Source organism: Pantoea sp. WEP (genome assembly GCF_041678305.1).
In the GTDB taxonomy this organism is placed as follows: domain Bacteria; phylum Pseudomonadota; class Gammaproteobacteria; order Enterobacterales; family Enterobacteriaceae; genus Pantoea; species Pantoea dispersa.
This window is the reverse complement of the sequence record NZ_JBGNXB010000001.1, coordinates 610715-633268: the sequence shown is the minus strand read 5'-3', so window position 1 is coordinate 633268 and position 22554 is coordinate 610715. Positions and strand designations below refer to the sequence as shown.

The 22554-nt window shown below is 57.2% G+C and carries 17 protein-coding genes; 8 read left to right on the top strand and 9 right to left on the bottom strand.

Annotated features, from left to right (window positions below):
* Positions 1 to 221 precede the first annotated feature (221 nt).
* From ftsP to parC, 3 genes are all read right to left on the bottom strand, one after another.
* Positions 222 to 1649, bottom strand: coding sequence for a cell division protein FtsP (gene ftsP, locus ABVR31_RS03020; protein WP_104093788.1), 1428 nt, complete (start codon positions 1647 to 1649; stop codon positions 222 to 224).
* A 305-nt stretch (positions 1650 to 1954) separates the two neighbouring features.
* Positions 1955 to 2692, bottom strand: a complete 738-nt coding sequence (locus ABVR31_RS03015; RefSeq protein WP_372771792.1) for a 1-acylglycerol-3-phosphate O-acyltransferase — start codon at positions 2690 to 2692, stop codon at positions 1955 to 1957.
* Positions 2693 to 2730: 38 nt separating this feature from the next.
* The gene (gene parC, locus ABVR31_RS03010; protein WP_372771791.1) at positions 2731 to 5004 is read right to left on the bottom strand and encodes a DNA topoisomerase IV subunit A; all 2274 of its coding nucleotides are present in this window, start codon (positions 5002 to 5004) and stop codon (positions 2731 to 2733) included.
* Between the two features lie 408 nt (positions 5005 to 5412).
* Here parC and ABVR31_RS03005 point away from each other — a divergent pair, with 408 nt between their 5' ends.
* The 6 genes from ABVR31_RS03005 (at position 5413) to ABVR31_RS02980 (ending at position 10726) form a co-directional block, all read left to right on the top strand.
* Entirely contained in the window at positions 5413 to 6972 is a 1560-nt protein-coding gene (locus ABVR31_RS03005) for a transcription antiterminator (RefSeq protein WP_058776535.1), read from the top strand.
* Between the two features lie 17 nt (positions 6973 to 6989).
* A complete protein-coding gene (locus tag ABVR31_RS03000) occupies positions 6990 to 7460 on the top strand; it encodes a PTS sugar transporter subunit IIA (RefSeq protein ID WP_010618474.1) in 471 nt (156 codons plus the stop codon).
* Between the two features lie 23 nt (positions 7461 to 7483).
* A complete protein-coding gene (locus ABVR31_RS02995) occupies positions 7484 to 7798 on the top strand; it encodes a PTS fructose transporter subunit IIB (protein WP_021313325.1) in 315 nt (104 codons plus the stop codon).
* Between the two features lie 11 nt (positions 7799 to 7809).
* Positions 7810 to 8901, top strand: a complete 1092-nt coding sequence (locus tag ABVR31_RS02990; protein WP_021509598.1) for a PTS fructose transporter subunit IIC — start codon at positions 7810 to 7812, stop codon at positions 8899 to 8901.
* Between the two features lie 9 nt (positions 8902 to 8910).
* Positions 8911 to 9762, top strand: a complete 852-nt coding sequence (locus tag ABVR31_RS02985; protein WP_325924733.1) for a class II fructose-bisphosphate aldolase — start codon at positions 8911 to 8913, stop codon at positions 9760 to 9762.
* A gap of 100 nt (positions 9763 to 9862) precedes the next feature.
* Positions 9863 to 10726, top strand: a complete 864-nt coding sequence (locus ABVR31_RS02980; RefSeq protein ID WP_372771790.1) for a ketose-bisphosphate aldolase — start codon at positions 9863 to 9865, stop codon at positions 10724 to 10726.
* Positions 10727 to 10895: 169 nt separating this feature from the next.
* Here ABVR31_RS02980 and ABVR31_RS02975 read toward each other — a convergent pair whose 3' ends face one another.
* Positions 10896 to 11660, bottom strand: coding sequence for a transporter substrate-binding domain-containing protein (locus tag ABVR31_RS02975; RefSeq protein ID WP_372771789.1), 765 nt, complete (start codon positions 11658 to 11660; stop codon positions 10896 to 10898).
* Between the two features lie 162 nt (positions 11661 to 11822).
* On the opposite strand from ABVR31_RS02975, the gene ABVR31_RS02970 reads away from it, so the two are divergent.
* Together ABVR31_RS02970 and ABVR31_RS02965 are read left to right on the top strand one after the other, a co-directional pair.
* Entirely contained in the window at positions 11823 to 12404 is a 582-nt protein-coding gene (locus tag ABVR31_RS02970; RefSeq protein ID WP_010618479.1) for an NAD(P)H-dependent oxidoreductase, read from the top strand.
* 36 nt (positions 12405 to 12440) lie between these two features.
* Positions 12441 to 12749 (top strand): putative quinol monooxygenase, encoded by a 309-nt coding sequence (locus tag ABVR31_RS02965; RefSeq protein WP_058759782.1) that lies wholly within the window; start codon positions 12441 to 12443, stop codon positions 12747 to 12749.
* A gap of 71 nt (positions 12750 to 12820) precedes the next feature.
* Here the strand turns inward: ABVR31_RS02965 and ABVR31_RS02960 are convergent, their stop codons facing one another.
* The 5 genes from ABVR31_RS02960 to parE form a co-directional block, all read right to left on the bottom strand.
* Positions 12821 to 15946, bottom strand: a complete 3126-nt coding sequence (locus ABVR31_RS02960; protein WP_372771788.1) for an Ig-like domain-containing protein — start codon at positions 15944 to 15946, stop codon at positions 12821 to 12823.
* 205 nt (positions 15947 to 16151) lie between these two features.
* Positions 16152 to 17030 carry an OmpA family protein gene (locus tag ABVR31_RS02955; RefSeq protein ID WP_150059420.1) on the bottom strand — a complete coding sequence of 293 codons (879 nt, stop codon included), beginning with the start codon at positions 17028 to 17030 and terminating at the stop codon, positions 16152 to 16154.
* 47 nt (positions 17031 to 17077) lie between these two features.
* A complete protein-coding gene (locus tag ABVR31_RS02950; RefSeq protein WP_372771787.1) occupies positions 17078 to 19201 on the bottom strand; it encodes an Ig-like domain-containing protein in 2124 nt (707 codons plus the stop codon).
* A gap of 258 nt (positions 19202 to 19459) precedes the next feature.
* A complete protein-coding gene (locus ABVR31_RS02945; protein ID WP_058759778.1) occupies positions 19460 to 20359 on the bottom strand; it encodes a LysR substrate-binding domain-containing protein in 900 nt (299 codons plus the stop codon).
* Between the two features lie 272 nt (positions 20360 to 20631).
* Positions 20632 to 22527 (bottom strand): DNA topoisomerase IV subunit B, encoded by a 1896-nt coding sequence (gene parE / locus ABVR31_RS02940; protein ID WP_021509608.1) that lies wholly within the window; start codon positions 22525 to 22527, stop codon positions 20632 to 20634.
* Positions 22528 to 22554 lie beyond the last annotated feature (27 nt).

The window sequence follows — 22554 nt, the reverse complement described above, 5'->3', positions numbered from 1 at the left end:
TCTCCCGCACGCGGGAGAGGGAGGTGTCCGCGCGAATCTGAAGCGGTGTGCCAGTGGGTAATACTGTGCAACCAGGCCCCCTCACCCCGGCCCTCTCCCGCACGCGGGAGAGGGAGATGCCCGCGCGAATCTGAAGCGGTGTTCCAGTGGGTAATACGGCACAAAACGGTTCCCTCTCCCGCTGGCGGGAGAGGGTTAGGGTGAGGGAACAGCAACGCTCCTCACCCGACCGGATTCACCACCATCTGCCCTGCCGTACCGCGATCGGCGAGCTCCAGCGTCTGGCTGTAATAGACAAACGGGAAATGCTCTGACGAACTCTGCGGGAAACTCACCAGCAGTTCGACATCGCCATCCACCCAGACCGTATCTTTCCAGCCGCGATCTTCTCCCATCGACTGCGCGCCGTTGACGCTCTTAATCAGGAACATCACGCCCTGAATATGCAGCGACTGCGGTCGGTCGGCGTGAATGATCCAGCGCTCAAAGGTGCCCTGCTGCACCGTCGTATCGATGCGATTCATGTCCCACAGCACACCGTTAATGCCCGGCGTGCTGTCGCCGAGGCGGAATTCACGCGTGCGCACCGCCACGCCATCAAGAATCTGATCCGCCAGCAGGCGCATCGGCAGGTTGTCGGTCACCAGCGGCAGCAGGCCGGTTGGACGCAGCGTCAGCACCAGCGTATTGGTCAGAATCGATGACGGCTCAAACAGCCCGCGCAGACGATCCATAATGCCTGCCGCCGTGCCTGCGGTGATCGACACTTCATCGCCCTGCGACATGTCCACCAGCACTTCGCGACGTTCACCCGGCGCGAGCGACAGCGTTTGCACCGCTACCGGCGCGGGCAGAAAGCCCTGATCGCTGGCAATCACCGTAAACGGCCGGTTGTCGCTAAAGCTGAGATCGAAACGGCGCGCATTGGCCGCATTCAGCAGGCGCAAACGCACCCAGCCGCGCGACACTTCGACATACGGGTTTTGCACGCCGTTAACCAGCAGCGTATCGCCGAGGAACCCGCCGTCCGACGGTGGGTTATAAACCGGCGTGGCAAAGTTATCGAGGCGCTTGTCCTGAATAATCAGCGGGAAATCATCGACGCCGTAATGCTTCGGCAGCGGCAGCGCTTTGCTGATGTCATCTTCGATCAGCCACATGCCTGCCAGGCCGTTATAGACGTGCGGCGCCATGCGATTTGGCGTGTTGGCGTGATACCACAGCGTGGCTGCGCCCTGACGAATCGGCAGCACCGGCGCCCAGTCTACGCCGGCGGACATCATGCGCGGCGCACCGCCCATCAACGCGCCCGGCACCTGCAAACCGCTGACGGTCATCGCCACCGGTTCATTGAGGCGGTTGCTGTAAATCAGTTTGACATCGTCGCCGCTGTAAACGCGCACCGTCGGGCCAAGGTACAGGCCGTTAATGCCCCATACCGGCACTTTGTTGCTGTTGCCGTTGAAGGACCAGTGGCTGCGCTGCAGCGTAAGGAACAGCGGCTGACCGCGGCGTGATTCGATCAGCGGCGGCACCGGCAAAGGCACATCGCCCAATGGCGCGGCGGCGCGGGCGGCGTAAGGCATAACGCTGGAAGCCAGCGCCATACCGGCAGAAAGCTGAATAAACTGACGTCTGCTGCAAGACATAAAACTTCAGACCTTTTGAGCGTGGCGTGAAGACGCCGTGTCCATGTTGTTATTTTTAATCGTGTTGTGAAGCGCCCGAAAGGCGCGGCTGTGTGTCCGGGTCAGGTCAGTGCGCATCCGGGACGCGGTGCGCATGAATGCGCACCCTACAAACGGCGAGACCTGCTGCATATCAATGCGCACCCTACAAATGGCGGGATCCGCAACAAATCAATGCGTACCCGACAAACGGCGGGACACGGCGCGCATCAATGCACCCGACAGCTCGAGCCATAGCGCGCTGCGGGTGAGCCATTTTTTGCCGGCTAGATTTTACCGTTTTTTTCGCGTTCGGCGACTTCAGCGTTCAACTCTTCCAGCTTAGCAGACATTAATTCACGGCAGTGGGTCGCCAGTTTGCGTACCGACGTGGTTTCAAACTGCGTGGTATCCACTGGCGGCAGCATTTCCACAATTACTAAGCCATTGTTCCAGCGATTCAGTTTGATTTTGCCGTGGGTGTTAGAGACCACCACCGGAATGATCGGCACGCCCGCCGCCACCGCCGCATGGAACGCACCGGTCTTGAACGGCAGCAGACCGCGTCCGCGGCTGCGCGTCCCTTCCGGGAACATCCAGAAGGAAATTTTCTTCTTTTTAAACTGCGCCACCAGCTCGCCGATGGTGCCGTGCGCTTTGGCGCGGTTATCGCGGTCAATCAGCAGGTTACCGGTCAGCCAGTAGAGCTGGCCGAAGAGCGGGATCCACAGCAGGCTTTTCTTGCCCACCGTGACCGTGGTCGGCTGTACGATATTGGCAGCGGTGATCATGTCGTAGTTGTTCTGATGGTTAGCGATGTAAATCGCGTTGCCGTAGCTTTCGGCATCCGCCGGTTTACGCAGTTCGACTTTGACGCCAAACACCGTCGACAGACGACCAAACATGTGACCAAAGGTCGCCACGTGGCGCGGATTACGCGGTGAAAACAGACACCAGATGCTGCCAAACACACAAACCAGAATCGAATAAATCACAACGATCAACGTGCGTAAAATTAGTAACATAGCTTCCTCAAATGTGGCAGTCCTTCGCCTTTTCAGTCTTACTCTTCGCTATTCGCGTCACTTTTTGGCCGCGCTGGCGCATTCACTTCCACGCTATCGATCCGCTGCAGTCCGCGCGATACGCTACCGCGACGGCCGCGCTCAGCACGCACTTTCTGCAGATCTTCATCACGCATGATCAGCTTACGCTTGCCGACATAGATAGTGATGGAACTGCCCGGCGGCAGAATCAGCAGCCACTGCAGCTTGTCCACGCCCGCGGCGGCGTCCGCGGACGGAATCGAGATAATCTTGTTGCCCTTGCCTTTCGACATCTGCGGCAGATCGGCCACCGGGAACATCAGCATCCGCCCCGCCTGGGTGATGGCCAGCAGCATGTCGTCGCCAGAGTGCACCGCCAGCGGCGTCATCACTTTGGCGTTTTCCGGCAGCGTCAGCAGCGCTTTACCGGCGCGGTTGCGCGACACCAGATCGGCAAAGGTACAGATGAAGCCGTAGCCGGCATCGGAGGCCATCAGCAGCTTCTGATCGTCCGCTTCCATCAGCACCTGCTCAATCACCGCGCCCGGCGGTGGCGTCAGCTTGCCGGTGAGCGGCTCGCCCTGCCCGCGCGCCGACGGCAGCGAGGTCGGATCCAGCGTATAGCTGCGGCCGGTGGAGTCAATAAACGCCACCGGCTGGTTGCTCTTGCCGCGCGCGGCGGCACGGTAGCTGTCGCCCGCTTTGTAGCTTAATCCTGCCGGATCGATATCGTGACCTTTGGCGCTGCGCACCCAGCCCATCTGCGACAGCACAATGGTGACCGGCTCAGCGCTCACCAGTTCGTTCTCGCTCAGCGCTTTCGCTTCTTCACGTTCTTGCAGCGGTGAACGGCGATCGTCGCCGTAGGTCTGGCTGTCGGCCAGCAGTTCTTTCTTCAACAGGTTACTCATTTTGCGATCAGAGGCGAGGATCGCCTGCAGCTGATCGCGCTCTTTTTCCAGCTCGGCCTGTTCACCGCGAATCTTCATCTCTTCCAGTTTGGCGAGATGGCGCAGTTTCAGTTCCAGAATCGCTTCGGCCTGGGTTTCGCTGATGTCAAAGCGCGACATCAGCACCGGCTTCGGCTCATCCTCGCTGCGGATGATGTGAATCACCTCATCAATATTAAGGAACGCCACCAGCAAACCTTCGAGGATATGCAGACGACGCAGCACGCGTTCCAGGCGATGATTGAGACGGCGTGTCACGGTATCGCGGCGGTACACCAGCCATTCCGAGAGGATCTCCAGCAGGTTTTTCACCGCCGGACGGTTATCCAGCCCGATCATGTTGAGGTTAACGCGGTAGCTCTTCTCCAGATCGGTGGTGGCAAACAGGTGGTTCATCACCTGATCGAGATCCACCCGGTTGGAGCGCGGCACAATCACCAGCCGCGTCGGGTTTTCGTGATCCGATTCATCGCGCAGATCCTCCACCATCGGCAGCTTTTTATTGCGCATCTGGCTGGCGATCTGCTCCAGCACGCGCGCGCCCGACACCTGGTGCGGCAGCGCGGTGATCACCACTTCGCCGTCCTCTTTTTTCCACACCGCACGCTGGCGGATTGAACCACGGCCGTTCTGGTAGATCTTGCGGATCTCGTCGCGCGGCGTGATGATCTCAGCTTCGGTCGGGAAGTCCGGCCCCTGCACGATCTCCAGCAGCTCATCCAGCGTGGTGTTGGGCTTGTCGATCAGGCGCACGGCGGCTTCGGCCACTTCGCGCAGGTTGTGCGGCGGAATATCGGTCGCCATACCCACGGCGATGCCAGTGGTGCCGTTGAGCAGGATGTTCGGCAGGCGCGCCGGCAGCATTTTCGGCTCCTGCAGCGTGCCGTCGAAGTTCGGGATGTAATCCACCGTGCCCTGCCCCAGTTCGCTGAGCAGCACTTCGGCATATTTCGACAGGCGCGATTCGGTGTAACGCATCGCCGCAAAGGATTTTGGATCGTCCGGCGCACCCCAGTTGCCCTGGCCATCCACCAGCGGATAACGGTAGGAGAACGGCTGCGCCATCAGCACCATGGCTTCGTAGCAGGCGCTGTCGCCGTGCGGATGGTATTTACCCAGCACGTCACCCACGGTACGCGCCGATTTCTTGAATTTTGCGCTGGCGTTAAGCCCCAGCTCGGACATGGCATAAACAATGCGGCGCTGCACCGGCTTGAGACCGTCACCGATGTACGGCAGCGCACGGTCCATGATCACGTACATGGAGTAGTTCAGGTACGCGTTTTCAGTAAACTTGTGCAGGGCAAGACGCTCTGCGCCATCCTGTGTCATTTCACTCATTAAGCTGGCATCCTCACTTCGTGGCCCGCAACGGCGGGTCATCCGGCGGTCATTTGGCGAGGATAGTACCTTATTCGCGGGATTTAGTCACAGGGAAGCCGTTGAGGACAGAAAGAATCTCCCGGCTTTAAATAACGTGACGCCGGTTGAAAAAATAAAAAGGATTGGGAGCATCATCACACTTATTTAGCGCATTATTGTGTGAGCAGACTCGCATTTAATTTCCCGTCAACGCGGTGTATTAATGCTGTCCGCCTGACGGGACAACATTTAGTATTGTTGCTGCCGCCATCCTTTTCTAAATTCATACTCCATACGACACACCTTTTTCGCGACGGCTTGCTGGCAATGAAATAAATGCCACAAGGAAAAATCCCATTAGGTTTTACCAAAATAAAGGGTGACCGAATGCAAATACTGACTTCGCGACAACACCGGTTAGTGAAATTGCTGTTGCAACAGGCGGCGCCGCAGCCGATTGGTCAGCTGGCGTTACAGCTCGGCGTCTCCGGGAAGACCATTCAGCGCGACCTGCAGTGGCTGGAGAGCTGGCTCAGCAACTGGGCGCTGACGCTGGAGAAAACCCCTGGCCGCGGCGTGCGGCTGCGGGTTGAGGATATGCAGCAGCGTTTGCAGCTGGAGCAGCAGCTGAACGGCGATGAGGCCGGCGACGCGCTCAGCCATAACAGCCGGCGGATAAAAATCGCCTCCCAGCTCCTGAGCGATGCGCCGCGCGCCACGTCAATCAGCAAGCTGTCCGAGCGCTACTTTATCAGCCACGCCTCGATTGTGAACGACCTGAAGGTGATTGAAGAGTGGTTGCAGCCGCTGGGATTAACGCTGCAGCGCGGCCCGGGCGGTACGCATATAGAGGGCCATGAGCAGGCGCTGCGTCAGGCGATGGTGTCGCTGATCAACGATGTGATGCAGCAACAGGTCGCCGGTACGCCGCTGCTGCCGCGGCTCGATCCCGGCAGCCAGCAGGCGCTGGTGCACTATTTTGGCGAAGAGGATGTGGCCTTTGTGCAGACGCTGCTGCAACAGATGGAGCAGCAGCTGAGTTATCCGCTGGGCGATGCCTGGTATCTCAATCTGTGCACGCACATCCTGATCATGATGCACCGCATGGCGCAGGGCAACGCGCTGGCGCTGGACATTCTCACCACCGCGCACGATCTGGATCAGTCGATTCTCACCATTGCCCGGCAGATGGTGGCGCGCATTGAGCAGCGCATCGGCTGTGCATTGCCGGCCGATGAAGTCGGTTTTATTTATCAATATATCGTCTCCTCCGGCATTGTGGTGGAAGAGCGTGGCGATCAGGTGACGCTGCATAATCAATTTTCCACTGCCGAGTCGGTTAAAATAACCTGCGAATTAATTGATCGTTTCTCGGCGTTTATTCAGCAGGATTTATCTCAGGACCGTTTATTATTTGACGGTTTACTGGTGCATATAAAGCCATTATTAAACCGGCTTAAATATCACATTCATATTCGCAATCCGCTGCTGGATGATATTAAACAGGAAATGAAAGAGATATTTTCTCTGACCCAGCAGGCAATGCAGCTGACCGCGCGCACCTTCGCCCTGTCGCCGGTGGCTGAGGATGAAATTGGTTATCTGTGCGTCCATTTCCAGGCGGCACTGGAGCGGCAGATCGCCCACAAACGCATCCTGGTGGTGTGCTCCAGCGGCGTGGGCACCTCGCACCTGCTGAAGAGCCGCATATTACGCGCCTTTCCGGACTGGGAAATTGCTGGCGTGGTGTCAGCCAGCAATCAGGCGGCGTTTTGTCAGCACCACGCGGTGGATTTGGTGATCACCACCATCCACCTCGACGCCGGTGCCATTCCGGCCGTGTATGTCAGCGCTTTTTTTAATGATGACGATATCCGGCGGGTCACTGACGCCATGATTGGCAGCCAGCTGCCCAACGGCACGCCCTGCGCGTTGGCCGCACACTGATTGAATGAGGAGCAACCATGGACATTTCCCGCATTCTGACGCCGCGCCGCGTTAACCTGGCGCTCAGCGCCACCAGTAAAGAAGAGGCGATCAACGAACTCACCGATCTGCTGGTGAGCGACGGCGCCATCAGCGATCGCGCCGCGTTTATTGCCGATGTCTGGCTGCGTGAAGCGGAAGGCTCGACCGGCTTCGAAAACCATATCGCGATTCCGCACGGCAAATCGTCGGCGGTTAAACAAACTACGCTCGCCATCGGCCGCACCCAGCAGGACATTCCGTGGGAAACGCTGGATGGCAGCCAGGTGCGCTGCATCATCCTGTTCGCCGTGCGGCTGGAAGATCAGAACACCACCCATATTCGCCTGTTGTCGCAGGTGGCCAGCGCGCTGGCCGATGATGAGGTGATAGCCCGACTGCTGGCGGAGAATGACCCCGGCAATATCATCCGGCTGTTTAGTCAGTACGCCGAAACCGACCTCTGTTAACACCCAACACCTTGAGGTGCCACATGAATATCGTCTGTGTAGCGGCCTGCACCGCAGGCATCGCGCATACCTACATTGCGCGCGAAAAACTGATTAAGGGGGCTCACGCGCTGGGCCACACCATCCACGTCGAAACCCAGGGCACCATCGGCACTGAAACGCCGCTGACGCGTGAGCAGATTGACGCCGCTGACGTGGTGATCCTCGCGGTTGACGTCAAGATCAACGGCGAAGAGCGCTTTCAGGGCAAACCCATCGTGCGAGTGAAAACCGAAGTGGTGATCAAGTCACCGGTGAAATTCCTCGAAAAAGTGGCGGATTCACTGGCGCGCGCCTGAGGAGATCGATCATGAGCGATCACAAACGTCAGTACGGCCAGGAGATCAAAGGCCACCTGCTTACCGGCATCTCATGGATGATCCCGCTGATCGTCGCCGCCGGCATCTGCATTGCGCTCGGCCAGGTGATTGGCGGGCCGGACGTCGGCAAGCAGACCGGCAGCATTGCGTGGATGCTGAACCAGATCGGCGGCTGGGGCATGGGGCTGATTGTGCCGCTGATCAGCGCCGCCATCGCCTACTCAATTGCCGATCGTCCCGGCTTTGCGCCTGGCCTGATCGTCGGCTTTATCTGTGGCCAGATCGGCACCGGCTTTATCGGCGGGATTCTGGGCGGTTTCCTCGTCGGCTATATCGTGCTGCTGCTACGCCGGGTGATCAGGCTGCCGCAGTCGATGCAGGGGCTAATGCCGATCATGGTACTGCCGCTGCTCAGCACCATCATCGCCGGGCTGCTGATGATGACCTTTATCGGCCAGCCGATCGTCTGGCTGCAAAAGACGCTGATTCATCTGCTGGAGTCCATGCAGGGCGGCTCCAAATTCGTGATGGGCGCCATCCTCGGCGCGATGGCCACCTTCGACTTTGGCGGGCCGATCAATAAAACCATGTCGCTGTTCGCCGACGGCATGCTGGTCGACGGCATTTACGGTCCGGAAGCGGTGAAATTTGTCGGCTCCATCATTCCGCCGTTCGGCATCACCCTCTCTTATCTGCTGACGCGCCACAAATACACCAAAGCAGAGAAAGAGGCGCTGAAAGCCGCCTTCCCGATGGGCATCTGCATGATTACCGAAGGTGTGATTCCGATTGCGGCACGCGACCTGCTGCGCGTGGTGGCCAGCTGCGTGGTGGCCTCAGCGCTGGCCGGCGGACTGATTATGGTGTGGGGCGTGGAAGCGCCGGTGCCGCACGGTGGCATGTTCGTGGTGCCGCTGTTCACCAAACCGTGGCTGTTCTGCCTGGCGCTCGGCATTGGCACCGTGGTGTGCGGCGTGATGCTGTCGGTGATGAAAAAACCGGTCACGCAGCAGGATGAAGAGTTCGATGACGTGGAAGCACCCGGCGTCCGCGATGAAGAGATCAAATTCACTCTGGAATAAGGAGCCCGCATGTTTGCCATGATGAATGACCTGATTCAGGACGCCTACCAGCACAAGTACGCGGTGCTGGCGATCAACTGCTTCAACCTCGAAACCGCCCGCGCGGCGATTCAGGCGGCGGAACAGCAGCGCGCGCCGCTGATCCTCAACTTGTATCAGGGACACAGCGCGCATTTTCCGCCGGCGGTGGCGGCGCCGCTGGTACAGGCGCTGGCCGCTCAGGCCGCAGTGCCGGTAGCGCTGGCGCTCGACCACGGCAAAGCTTTTCCGCTGATTGGTCAGGCGTTTCGCGCCGGCTTTACCGGGCTGATGATTGACGCATCGGCCGAACCGCTGGCGGACAATATTCGTCAGACCGCAGCGGTAGTAAAGATGGCGCATACCGCTGGCGTGTGCGTTGAAGGCGAGCTGGGGCATATCGCCGATGCGCCCACATATGAACTGGCCGATGCCGCCGTGAAGATGACGCGGGTAGAAGACGTGCTGCCGTTTATTGAGCAGACCGGCATCGATCTGCTGGCGATTTCGGTCGGTACCGCGCACGGACTTTATCCGCCGGGCGTAAAGCCGAAGATCGACTTCGAGCGACTGCAGCAGCTGGACGCGGTGACGACGCGGCCGCTGGCGCTGCACGGCGGCTCGGGCACCCCGGCGGAGGATATACGCCGCGTCAGCGCCTGTGGCGTCGCCAAGATCAACGTCGGCGCTGCGGTGTTCGACGCCGGTAAGCACGCGGTGCAGCAGGCGCTGCGCCAGCACCCGCAGGCTGAGCTGGCTGATGTGCTGGCGCTGATGGAGTCCGCCTGTCGCGAAGTGGTTATTGAATATCTGAGCTGGTCAGGGTCGGCAAACCGCTACTGACGCCCCGATCGCGGCGCAATTTCCAACTGTTTCTTTTTATCCCTCATCGGGTCGGCGCGTGCGCCGGCTCTGGTAAAACTCACGCTAAGGAAACATAAACATGTTGATTTCAATGAAAGAGATGCTGGCCCCGACCCGTGAACATCGCTTCGCCATCGGCGCATTTAACGTCGCTGACAGCTGCTTTATCCGGGCCGTGGTGGAAGAAGCCGAAGCCACCAATACGTCCGCCATTATTTCTATCCATCCGAGCGAACTGGAATTTGTCACCGATGAATTTTTTGGCTACGTGCGCGAACGCACCTTAAAAAGCCGCGTGCCGTTTACTATTCACCTCGATCACGGCGCTTCAATTGCGCAGGTGCTGCGCGCAATTCAGTGCGGCTTTACCTCGGTAATGATTGACGGCTCGCTGCTGCCGTACGAAGAGAACGTGGCGCTGACCAAAGAGGTGGTGAAGCTGGCGCACGCGGTGGGCGTGTCGGTGGAAGGCGAACTCGGTACCATCGGCGATACCGGCACTACGGTGGAAGGTGGCGTGAGCAAGGTGATCTACACCGAACCGGCGCAGGCGGAAGATTTTGTGCAGCGCACCGGCGTCGATACGCTGGCTGTGGCAATTGGCACCGCGCACGGCATCTATCCCAAAGATATGAAACCGGAGCTGCAGATGCACATTCTGAAGGATATCTCGCAGCGCGTAGATATTCCGCTGGTGCTGCACGGCGGTTCGGCCAATCCGGACGCGGAGATTGCCGAGGCGGTGACGCTGGGCGTAGGCAAGATCAATATCTCCAGCGACATGAAGTTCGCCTATTTCGCCCGACTGCGCGAGATCCTCGCGCGGGAGAGCTGGTGGGATCCGAATGTGATTTATCCGGACGCCATCGCCGCCGCGAAAGCGGTGATCCGCTACAAGATGAATCTGTTTGGCGGGCTGGGTAAAGCCGGGTTGTATCGTTGATTCCAAAACAGTAAATAGGGCCGCTACGGAAGTGCAGGATGACAATTGCATATACCGTAGCGGCGTGATTTATCGCGCGCATTCACCCGCCGCACTGCTGCTGATTGCGCAATAAATTGCGCCGCTACGGGACGGTAACGCCTGTCGCGATACTCTTTATCGCTAACGATTACTTCACCACGCCCAGCCACTGTCTGGCGATCTGCGCATATCCGCCGGTGGCGGTGCTGAGGTGCAGCCACTGATCGACATACAGCTTCCAGCTCATATCATCACGCGGAATCATGTAAGCCTTCTCGCCATACTGCATCGGCTGCTGCGGATTGATGGCGCACAGCGACGGATAGTGCTGCTGCTGGAACAGCGCTTCGGAAGCATCGGTAATCATTACGTCGGCTTTGTTATCCACCAGCTGCTGGAAAATGCCGGTGTTCTCCGCCAGTTGCAGGCTGGCCTGCGGCAGATGACGGTGCACAAATGCTTCGTTGGTGCCACCAGCCGGCTCGATTACCCGCACCTGCGGCTGGTTGATCTGCTCAACCGTCTGGTACTTCGCTTTATCCGCGCAGCGCACCAGCGGAATCTTGCCATCGACGCCCAGCGGCTGGGCGAACCAGGCGATCTGCTGACGTTTAAGCGTCACGGAGACGCCGCCCAGCGCGATATCACACTGTTTCGCCACAAAATCTTCGCTCAGGGTTTTCCACGTGGTTGGCACCCACTTTACTTTTGCGCCGAGGCTGGCGGCCAGCGACTGCGCCATGCTGATGTCCAGCCCTTCATACTGGCCGTCGCTGCGCAGAAAGGTGTAAGGCTTGTAATCGCCGGTGGTGCAGACCTTCAGGGTTTTGCTCTGGCGAATGTCATCAAGGTGGGATTGCGCCTGAGCCGTGCCGGCCACCAGAAGTAAGGCACTCAGTATCACAGTTTTCATGGTGTGTTCTTTTTAAGTGGATGTTGGTTAGCGTGCGGATTGTTGCATAAGTAACGGCATTATTGCTTTGAGAGCAAAAGTCTTGTGATCAATCACGCATTTTTTTGCCCCGCGCGCGCGCGTAGAGTGGGCGGCATCTATGAGAAACGGAGCGAATTATCCATGAGCAAGATTTTGATTATCGACGGCGGCAAGACCTTTGCCCATTCCAAAGGCGAACTGAACCATACCCTGACCGAAGTGGCGGCCAGCCAGCTACGCGATCTGGGCCATGAGGTTCAGGTGACCGTTGCCGATAGCGACTACAACGTGGCGGACGAAGTGCAGAAATACCTCGACAGCGACGTGGTGATTTATCAGATGCCGGGCTGGTGGATGGGCGAGCCGTGGACGGTGAAAAAGTACATCGATGAGGTGTTTACTCTGGGCCACGGCGCGCTGTACGCCAGCGATGGCCGTTCGCGCAGCGATGCCAGCAAAAAATACGGTTCCGGCGGCCTGATTCAGGGCAAAAAATACATGCTGTCGCTGACCTGGAACGCGCCGCTGGAAGCCTTTACCGATCCCGACCAGTTCTTTGAAGGCGTCGGCGTGGACGGTCTGTACCTGCACTTCCATAAAGCCAATCAGTTCCTCGGTATGGAAAGTCTGCCGACCTTTATCTGTAACGACGTGATTAAACAGCCGGACGTGCCGCGCGATATCGCACGTTATCGGACTCATCTCAGCCAGATCTTTGCTTAACTGTAAGCACACCGGGAAAAAACAGAAGGAAGCGTTATGTTAACTGTGGTTGCAGAAATTTGCGTTAAGCCGGGCCGCCGTCAGGAGGTGCTGGAGGCGATTAATAAACTGATCCCTGTCGTGCTGGAAGAAGAGGGTTGCCATCAGTACGATGCGCTGGTCGATCACCAGGCGCAGGTGCCGTGGAAGCAGAACTCGCCAGACTCGATCTTTATGCTCGAGCAGTGGGAATCGCTGCGCCATCTGGAGCAGCATCAGCAGATGCCGCACATGGATGCGCATCGCGCCACCATCAAAGATGACGTGGTAGACGTGAAAATTCTGGTGCTGGAACCGACCGCCTGATTTTTCCGCTGCATGCATAAAAAAAGCCCCGGTTTTGCGACCGGGGCTTTTGTTTAGCAGCTAATCAACGATCAGTGCTGTTCATTGTGCAGGTTCTGCACCAGCAGTTCCGCATCACCGTTGCTGTAGACGTTGTACTCGTTGCCACCGACGGTGACGGTACCGGTGGCCTGCTGCCAGGAGCTGGCATCTTCACCGGCTGGCAGGATGTCTTCCAGCGTCAGCGCCTCGCCCTGTTTAGCATTCACCACCAGCTGTGACTTGCCGTTGTCGATGAACAGAGAGTCCTGGCCCTGCGCCATGATGTCGTTGAGCGACATGCTCATCAGTCCTTCTACATCAGTGGCACCCGCAGCGAAGATCGAGTTGATCTCTGGCGGCGGCGGCGGGGTAACGTCGACGTTGGTCTTAACGGTATGGTCAATGACCAGCTCGTTACCGGCCGCATCGCGTATCGTGACGTTAAAGGCATAATCGCCTTCTGCCAGTTTGTCAGACTCATAGCGCCACACGCCGTTTTGCACCACGGTAGAGCCGATCAGATTCTCACGCGCTTCGTCGGCCCAAATCATCACGATAGAACCGTTTTCTGACCCCTTACCTTTGAAAATCAGGGTGTCATCGTTGGTGTCCGGACGCACCGGGATTTCAATGCCGGTTTTATCCGCAAACACGCCTTCGAAGTTAGCCTTAGGGCCACCTTCTACTGGCTCCGGCTTGGTAGTATCCACGTCAAAGTTGATGGCGGCTTCTTTGTCGCCTTTCACACCGGACTGGCTCACCGGCTGTACTTCAACTTTATGGTTGCCCTCGCCCAGTTCTGGCAGCTCATAGCTCCACTTGCCGTCAATAACGTCAACTACAATCGGCTCCAGATCGTCGATGTAAATGATCACCTGCGACAGATCTGGTGAGGTACCCTTCAGGGTTGGCTGTTTATCATCGGTAACCATGCCATTTTCGATGTTACCCTGAATAGGACCGACGTTATCCTCCAGTACGTATGAGCCTTCCATCGAGCCTGGCTTTTTGGTGTCGATGATCAGATCGATAGGATCGGAGGGCTGCGATTCGTTGCCAGCCGGATCGGTGATCCCGATGATAACCTGATAGTTACCGTCATCGATTGGGTTCTCCGGTTTCACTTCCCACTTGCCGTCTTCGCCGACAATGCCGGTGCCGATCACCACTTTATTACCGGTACCGTCTTCGATAATGACTTCCACTTTGTCGCCCGGGTTGCCGCCGTCGCCGCCGAAGCCAGGACGGTTGTCATCAATGGGCTGACCTGGCTCAACCGGACCGTTTTTATCACCTTCGTTATCGATGATCGTCGGTGGTTTTGGCTGATCCGGTGGCGTAATATCGATAATCACGTTGATTGGATCAGAGGTCGGTGACTCTTTGCCGGTGGCCGGATCTTTGGCGATCAGTTCAATATCGTGTGAACCCTCTGCCAGTTCTGGCAATTCAATTTCCCACTTGCCATCTTTAACGATTACGCTTGCCACCGGCTCGCCATCAACGATCACGGAAATGACGTCGCCATTGTTGCCTTCACCGCGCAGCACTGGCGTGGTGTCGTTGGTGGAATCGCCTGGCTGCAGTACGCGCTCTTCATCACCGTTGTTGGCGACCATCTCATCCACCACCGGGGCCGGCAGAATGTTGCTGTCGACAACCAGTTTGAACGGATCGGTTTTCTCAGAGACGGTGCCACCTTTGCTGATGGAGTCCACAACCAGCGAGTGCTCGCCCTCACCCAGTTCAACCTCCAGTTTCCACTCACCGCGATTGTTCGCTACAGTAGAACCGATCAGTTTGTCGCCGTCCCACACGCGCACGATTACGCCCGCATCCGCCACGCCCGACAGGGTTGGAGTTTTGTCATCGGTGATGTCACCTGACTTCAGCGGACCGGTAACGCGACCTTCGTCATCGAACACCTCATTCAGTGATGGCGCGTCCGGCACTTTGGTATCCAGCGTCAGCGCGAAGTTGTCAGAGCGCGGGCTCTCGACGCCGAAGCGATCGGTGTAGCTGGCGCTGAACACGTGGGTGCCGTCGGTGGTCAGTTCCGGCGTGAAGCTCCAGCGACCATCGGCACCGGCTTTCACGCTGCCAATCGCTTTGGAGTAAATATCGTAGATTTTAACCAGGCTGTCCGGCTGAGCAACACCGTACAGGGTTGGGGTTTTGTCATTGGTGTAGTTGCCCGGCGTCAGATAGGTATCTGCGCTGCCTTCGTTATCGATCACACGCATAATCTGCGGCGCTTCCGGTGCGGAAGTGTCGATGTTGTAGATTAGCGGAGTTGATGGTCCCCAGTTGCCCGCACGGTCCAGATAACGAATGCCCGCAACGTGTAAACCCTCTTTCAGCTCCGGCGAATCAAACTGCCATTTGCCGCTGGCATCAGCACGGGTAGTGTAAACTGTATCATCAATTACTATCTGTACTAATGCATTGGGTTCCGCGTTTGTACCGCCGATCGTAATTACTTTTGTGTTGATGGTTTTAACGGGTTTACCAGTTAACGCAGCCGCGTCCACAGAGGCTGATTCTGCTGGCGTTTCAGATACCGCTTCGTTCACTGCCTGAGTGACCACACCGTCGGCAATCGTCAGGTTGAAAGCATCAGAAATCGGGCTTTCATGGCCAACCTTATCTTTCGCCATCACGGTCAGTTTGTGCTCGCCGTCTGCCAGCTCCGGCGTGATGCTCCATGCACCCATTTTGTCTGCTACCACCGAACCGATCTCTTTACCGTTATCGTACAGGGTAACAATCGTGCCAGGCTCGGCCACACCGGACAGCGCCGGCGTTTTATCGCTGGTGGCGTCACCCGGCGTCAGGTAGCGATCTTCCGCCGCAGCGTCATCAATCACGCGCCAGATTTCCGGTTTCGCCGGAGGCGTAGTATCCATATCAAGAATGAAGATAGTCGGATTACTCGGGTTAGTCGCTTTATCAATTGATACCAGCTGAATGACATGGGTGCCGTCTAACCAGCTGGTTTTCGGGTCGAATGACCATTTGCCGTCCTCGCTGATATCAACAATGTGCGCTGTACCATCGATTGTGATCTCCAGCTTGCCGCCGTTGGCATTTTTTACTTCCTTATCGATCCATTGATAAAACTGATCTTTGGTCGAGATAACGCGGGCGTTCTCTAATTTACCTTGAATATTAGCCATGATGTGCATTCCTTTTACGTTAAATAATGTTTCGGGATTTCCAGCCGAATACAGGTTTAATTTCGCTTTTTATGTCTGCAGACAATACGAGAAACGTCTTAATTGATTAAGTTATATGAACCATTAATAACTTTATCGAGGCACAGTGCCTCACACCTCATCAATATGAGATGTGAGAATGTGCTACTAAAATAATTAAATCAGATCACTTATTTTCAACGCTGATAATAACCCGGCGCTCGCTGGCATAGCATGCTTTCTGCTCCTGCAGGTTGCCTGAACAGTTAGTATTAACCTGAGATTCCCCCATGCTTTGCGCGGTGATATTGGCCGCCTTCATTCCCTGGGCGATCAGCAGTGCTTTCACCGCCTCGGCGCGACGCTGGCCGAGCGCCATATTACTGCTGTCGCTACCAATAGGATCGGTAAAGCCGGTGACGATGATGTGGCGTTGAGCGGCATTTTCCTTTTTCAGCATGCCGGCAAAACTGCTGAGTGCTTCGCGCCCCTGTGCGGAGATGTCGTTGCTGTTGGCGCTGCCAAAGCGGAACAGCAGGTCAGATGAAAATGCATAGTTATCATAAGCTTCAGTCGTTCCTTCCTGACAGCGCTTTACCGACGAGGCGCGCGACAGCAGATGAGCCTGCCGTTTGGTGCTCAGCAATTCCTGCTGCGCCTGCTGCTGGCTGACCACCAGCGGACGACCGCTGTCATCGAGGTTAGCGCGAATGTAGTAGGTTTTACCGGCAGCCAGTTTATCACTCCACGATTGCGCGCGTTTACCCTGATAATCTGGCGCATCGTTGACATAACTGCCCAGCGAATGCGTGCCCGGCGCGACACAAAACACCGTATAGCCACCGGCCAGTAATGACGTCTGAAATTCACCGTCGACATAAATATTCGCCGGTTTTTCTCCGGTTAATGAAGCCGGACGATAATAAACCACCCGCGCCTGCTCTGCCGATACTGGCGATAAACTGCGCCATGCGGCACCAAATGAATTTTGCGCCTGGGTTGAAAAAGTCGTTAATACTGGCGCACACACCAGTGAAGCTAAAAGTAATTTTTTTGCAATTTTCATTTAAGTTTCACAGGTGCAATAAATTGCACCTGTATGCTCCAGATAAATTAGAATTGTTCGATTTCGTTCTGTAAGAACAGCGCATCTGATTGGGAATTATTTTCAGCCATTACACCACTCTGGCTTTCCTGATTATTCCAGTCATTAAACGCATCGTTATTAAGCTGCACTAATTCCGCATTAATCGGCTGCTGCTGCTCGTCGGCCTCATTGAACAGTTCATGATTGTCCAGCGAAAGCAGAGCCGAAAGATCGAGACCGGCCAGCTCAAGCGCATTAATTTCTGGCGGCGGCGGTGGAATGGTGTCGACTTCCACTTCATAAATGTCCGTTTTGCCGGTCACTTCGCCATCGCTGGAGAACACGCCGCGTAGCTGATAGATATCGTCTGCCAGATCCGTCGTCGTCAGCTCCCATTTGCCGTCAGCCCCAATCGTGGTAGTGAAGCTGTAGCTGTTCTCCAGACCGACAATGTAGATGGTAACCAGCTCGCCCGGCACGCCCTTACCGGCCACGATGATGCTCGGATCGTTCATCGCGCCGCCGTTTTCGATTGGCGTACGCACGCCGGCGTCGTTATTGTCTTTAAAGATATGCTCAATCACGCCGGAAACCGGAACGTCCGGATCGGGCAGGCCATCGACAGGTTCAGGATCGACCGGCACTTGCGTGTCGCCTTCAAACCCAATCGTGACCTTGTCAGAGGCCGGCGATTCGTTACCGGCCGGATCGCGCACTACGATCTCCAGCTCGTGCTCACCCGGTTGCAGATTGTTTTCTGGCGTGAAGGTCCACTTGCCGTCTTCCACAATCACCGAACCAATGGGCTTGCCGTTGTCGATAATCACCACGATATCGCCGTCGTTGCCGCTGCCTTCCAGCGTCGGACGCAGATCTTTTGTGGTGGAACCGTCTTCCAGCGGATTACCTTCGCTGTCTTTAATCACGCCGATGCCCGGATTTTCCGGCGCCACGGTGTCCACATCAACGATGAACGGATCGGATGGCAGTGATTTATTACCCACCTGATCGACCACCACGATGCTCAGCTCGTGTCGCCCATCCTGCAGTGCCGGAGCCGTAAAGGTCCAGTTGCCTTCGGCGTCTACCCTGGCGGTGCCCAGCTTCACGCCATCGTTCCAGATTTCTACCGTCGAGCCCGCTTCAGCTTTACCGGTCAGCGTCGGCGTATTGTCTTTCGTCACGCCACCTTTTTCGATCAGCACCGGCGGATCCTGCATATCGTCCATCACGCTGCCAATGGTGCCTTTGGCTGGCGCCGTCAGATCGATGATGAATTCCCACGGATCGCTCTCTTCACCCACCACGCCTTCGGCGTTACGCTCGGCGGTAACGATGCTGTGATTGCCTGCCGCCAGCGGTTTTTCCGGCGTAAAGGTCCAGTTACCCTCGTCATCCACCAGCACTTCACCCAGCAGCGTCTCACCATCCCATATTTCAATGGTGTTGCCCGGCGTGCCGGTGCCGTTGAAGGTGGGCATGGTGTCATCGGTGCGGCCGCCGTTCGCTACCGAACCGGTTACGTCGCCGATATCATCAATCACATCGCTGATGGTGGGCTTGCTGATATCGCCGCCGCCGCCGCCACCGCCGCCTTCACCTTTGCCGCTGTGGCTGCCGTCGTTATTGTCGTAATGGTGTTTCGCCGCGACATAGCCAAGACCCGCCGCTGCCGCGATAGCCGCCAGACCGCCGAGCGCAATCAGCGCCGGCGACCATTCAAAGCCGCTGGCCAGTGCGTAACCGGAATTATCATCAACGCTGCCTTCACCCAGCGCCAGCGCGGTAGTTTCGCCGTCGGCCAGCGCGGCCGCTTCGTGGTCGGCATTGCCGTCCGTCGCGACGTAAGCGTGCATTTCGCCGTCTTCCGCTTTACCCACTAAGGTGCCGGATTTAGCGAAGAAATCTTCGATAATCAGATCCGGTTTGCTGGCGTCTGAGCCTTCCAGCATCACCAGCAGGTTTTTCCCCACGCGTTTAACGGTGATGTTTTCAGGCGCGGTGCCGTCCTGATTCTGCGTCAGCAGATATTTACCGTTGGTAATTGCCTGAATCTTCACTACTTTTCCATCTTTACCGGCGCGCAGCACTTCCGCTTTTGTTATGGTTTTCTTATCGATAACCGCCACACTTACGGGTGAAACGTTCATGATTCTTCCTTCCGTCGATTAATTTTGACTGCGCGTTTGCAGGCAAGCGCCGCAATCTCCCTGGCTCTGCCCTTGGGTGGGCTCAAAGTTGCGACATAATCCGGAAAGAGATAAATCCGAGACATAAGAAATGTCCCGTTAGGAAAAAATTCTTAAATGGGCGACCGAAAGATAGCTAAATCATTAACCGATTGAATTAAAGCGTTTTTATCAGTGAAGGCAGAACATAACAGGAAAGGTTATTCAAACAGAACCGGACTATAACAGATGATTTTCCTGAATTTTTTCCCGTAAAAAATCCAGAAAACAGGTGATGCGGGAACTGAGCGACTGGTTGCGATAGTACACTGCGTGAATGGGCAGGCGCAGTTCGCGCGTGTCATTTTCCAGCACCTGTACCAGCCGGCCGCTGGCGCGATCCTCGCGGCTGACAAAATCCGATAGCCGCACAATGCCCTGGCCGGCCAGCGCCAGCTGGCGCAGGGTTTCGCCGCTCGACGCGCAAAGCGTGGGTTTGATGCGCAAAAACTCGCCTTCGCGCTGCCACACCGGCCAGACATTGTGCGCGTCCAGCTGGCTGAATCCCAGCAGCTGGTGCGTCAGCAGCTCTTCCACGCTCTGCGGCGCGCCGGCTTTTTCCAGATAGGCCGGACTGGCCAGCAGGCGAATCGCGCTGCTACCCAGCACGCGGGCGCGCAGCGTGGAGTCGCGCAGTTCGCCAATGCGAATAGCGATATCGGTTTGCTGCTCAAGCAGGTCGATGACAATGTCATCGGTGTTCAGCTCCAGCTGAATTTGCGGATAGCGCGCGCAAAATTCGGCAACCAGCGGCACGATAACATGCAGGGTAAACGGCGTATTGGCGTTGACGCGCAGCCGTCCGGAGGGAATGTCGCGCCGCTGCGCGATATGCTCTTCGGCCTGCTCCACCGAGGCAAGGATCTGCCGCGCGTGATCGAGAAAAATCAGCCCCTCTTCGGTCAGCGCCAGGCGACGCGTGGTGCGGTGCAGCAGCGTGGTTTGCAGTTTGCTTTCGAGGCGGCTCAGCGCCCGGCTGATGCCGGAGCTGGTTTGATCCAGCTGTTCCGCTGCAGCGGTAATCGAACCGGTGTCCACCACCGCGACCCAGGCGCGTAACTCTTCCAGTGTGATTTTCACTCTTCCTACCTCAGCGCATTGCTACTTCGAGACCGGTCTTAGCCTCGTTCTCACGGCTGCTGAGGTAGATTGCTCCACGTTCAGCAGCGGCAGGATACCACAATGCAGCAAAACGCAGGGATTATCGCTGACCCGGGTCAGCAGGCGGCATATGGGTGCCGCGCACAGGGCAGTTTTTATTCACGGGCATGCGGCGATGGGACAGATCGGGACGGGCAGCGATGACACGCCTTGCCGGCATAAAAAAGGGACGCCGCAGCGTCCCGTTTGCATCACACTTCGAGGTCGGCGAGGTCGCCTTTTTCCTGCAGCCAGTTGCGGCGGTCTTCCGAGCGTTTCTTCGCCAGCAGCATGTCCATCATCCGTAACGTCTGCTCGACGTCTTCTTCGTCGACCGTCAGTTGCACCAGACGACGGGTGTTAGGATCGAGCGTGGTTTCGCGCAGCTGCAGCGGGTTCATCTCACCCAGACCTTTAAAGCGCTGCACGTTCGGCTTGCCTTTTTTCCGCTTCAGTTGCTCCAGCACGCCCTCTTTTTCGTCTTCATCGAGCGCGTAATACACCTCTTTACCGAGGTCGATGCGGTAAAGCGGCGGCATCGCCACATAGACGTGGCCCTGCTGCACCAGCGAGCGGAAGTGCCTCACAAACAGCGCGCACAGCAGCGTGGCAATGTGCAGGCCGTCGGAGTCCGCATCGGCGAGGATACAGATTTTGCCGTAGCGCAACTGGCTGAGATCTTCACTGTCCGGATCGATACCGATCGCCACCGAAATATCATGCACTTCCTGCGACGCCAGCACTTCGTCCGACGACACTTCCCAGGTGTTGAGGATCTTGCCTTTCAGCGGCATTATCGCCTGATATTCACGGTCGCGCGCCTGCTTGGCGGAGCCGCCCGCAGAATCCCCTTCCACCAGGAACAGTTCGGTTTTATTCAGATCCTGCGCGGTACAGTCGGCCAGCTTGCCCGGCAGCGCCGGTCCGCTGGTCAGCTTTTTACGCACCACCTTTTTCGCCGCGCGCATACGGCGCTGTGCGCTGGAGATCGCCAGCTCGGCCAGCATTTCGGCGGCCTGCACGTTCTGGTTGAGCCACAGGCTGAAGGCATCTTTCACTACCGCCGAGACAAACGCCGCGCACTGGCGTGAGGAGAGACGCTCTTTAGTCTGTCCGGCAAACTGCGGATCCTGCATTTTGACCGACAGCACGTAGGCGCAGCGATCCCAGATATCCTCCGCCGACAGCTTCACGCCGCGCGGCAGAATATTGCGGTATTCACAGAATTCGCGCATCGCGTCGAGCAAGCCCTGACGCAGGCCGTTAACGTGCGTTCCGCCCTGCATGGTCGGGATCAGGTTGACGTAGCTTTCGGTCAGCAGCTCGCCGCCCTCCGGCAGCCACAGCAGCGCCCAGTCGACTGCCTCCACATCACCGGCAAAGCTGCCGACAAACGGTTTTTCCGGCAGCGTTGGCAGGCCGTTCACCGCTTCGCTCAGGTAATCCGTCAGGCCATCCTGATACAGCCAGGTTTGCTCGGTATCGTTCACCTTGTCTTTAAAGACAATTTCAACGCCCGGGCACAGCACCGCTTTGGCTTTCAGCAGATGCTTGAGGCGGGAGACCGAGAAGCGCGGGCTGTCAAAGAAGCTTTCGTCTGGCCAGAAGTGAACGCTGGTGCCGGTGTTACGTTTGCCTACCGTACCAATCACCGCCAGATCCTGCACTTTATCGCCGTTTTCGAAGGCGATCTGGTAAATCTCACCGTTGCGGCGCACCGTGACTTCCACACGCTTCGACAGGGCGTTGACCACCGAAATCCCTACGCCGTGCAGGCCGCCGGAGAACTGGTAGTTTTTGTTGGAGAATTTACCGCCGGCGTGCAGGCGACAGAGAATCAGTTCGACCGCTGGCACGCCCTCTTCCGGGTGGATATCGACGGGCATACCACGGCCATCATCGATCACTTCCAGCGACTGATCGGCGTGCAGGATGACTTCCACGCGTTTGGCGTGACCGGCCAGCGCCTCATCGACGCTGTTATCGATCACTTCCTGGCCCAGATGGTTAGGGCGTGTGGTATCGGTGTACATGCCCGGACGGCGACGTACCGGTTCGAGGCCGGTTAAAACCTCAATGGCGTCAGCATTATAGCTAGATTGGCTCATCGTAACAGTCTGATTAGCAATAGGAAA

What these genes read in the sequence shown, in the direction of transcription:
- ftsP (WP_104093788.1), bottom strand. Translation starts at nt 1,649, where the DNA reads ATGTCTTGCAGCAGACGTCAGTTTATTCAGCTTTCTGCCGGTATGGCG.
- ABVR31_RS02990 (WP_021509598.1), top strand. Translation starts at nt 7,810, where the DNA reads ATGAGCGATCACAAACGTCAGTACGGCCAGGAGATCAAAGGCCACCTG.
- parE (WP_021509608.1), bottom strand. Translation starts at nt 22,527, where the DNA reads ATGAGCCAATCTAGCTATAATGCTGACGCCATTGAGGTTTTAACCGGC.
- ABVR31_RS02960 (WP_372771788.1), bottom strand. Translation starts at nt 15,946, where the DNA reads ATGGCTAATATTCAAGGTAAATTAGAGAACGCCCGCGTTATCTCGACC.
- ABVR31_RS03015 (WP_372771792.1), bottom strand. Translation starts at nt 2,692, where the DNA reads ATGTTACTAATTTTACGCACGTTGATCGTTGTGATTTATTCGATTCTG.
- ABVR31_RS02970 (WP_010618479.1), top strand. Translation starts at nt 11,823, where the DNA reads ATGAGCAAGATTTTGATTATCGACGGCGGCAAGACCTTTGCCCATTCC.
- ABVR31_RS02955 (WP_150059420.1), bottom strand. Translation starts at nt 17,030, where the DNA reads ATGAAAATTGCAAAAAAATTACTTTTAGCTTCACTGGTGTGTGCGCCA.
- ABVR31_RS02975 (WP_372771789.1), bottom strand. Translation starts at nt 11,660, where the DNA reads ATGAAAACTGTGATACTGAGTGCCTTACTTCTGGTGGCCGGCACGGCT.
- ABVR31_RS02985 (WP_325924733.1), top strand. Translation starts at nt 8,911, where the DNA reads ATGTTTGCCATGATGAATGACCTGATTCAGGACGCCTACCAGCACAAG.
- ABVR31_RS02950 (WP_372771787.1), bottom strand. Translation starts at nt 19,201, where the DNA reads ATGAACGTTTCACCCGTAAGTGTGGCGGTTATCGATAAGAAAACCATA.
- ABVR31_RS03005 (WP_058776535.1), top strand. Translation starts at nt 5,413, where the DNA reads ATGCAAATACTGACTTCGCGACAACACCGGTTAGTGAAATTGCTGTTG.
- ABVR31_RS03000 (WP_010618474.1), top strand. Translation starts at nt 6,990, where the DNA reads ATGGACATTTCCCGCATTCTGACGCCGCGCCGCGTTAACCTGGCGCTC.
- ABVR31_RS02965 (WP_058759782.1), top strand. Translation starts at nt 12,441, where the DNA reads ATGTTAACTGTGGTTGCAGAAATTTGCGTTAAGCCGGGCCGCCGTCAG.
- ABVR31_RS02995 (WP_021313325.1), top strand. Translation starts at nt 7,484, where the DNA reads ATGAATATCGTCTGTGTAGCGGCCTGCACCGCAGGCATCGCGCATACC.
- parC (WP_372771791.1), bottom strand. Translation starts at nt 5,004, where the DNA reads ATGAGTGAAATGACACAGGATGGCGCAGAGCGTCTTGCCCTGCACAAG.
- ABVR31_RS02980 (WP_372771790.1), top strand. Translation starts at nt 9,863, where the DNA reads ATGTTGATTTCAATGAAAGAGATGCTGGCCCCGACCCGTGAACATCGC.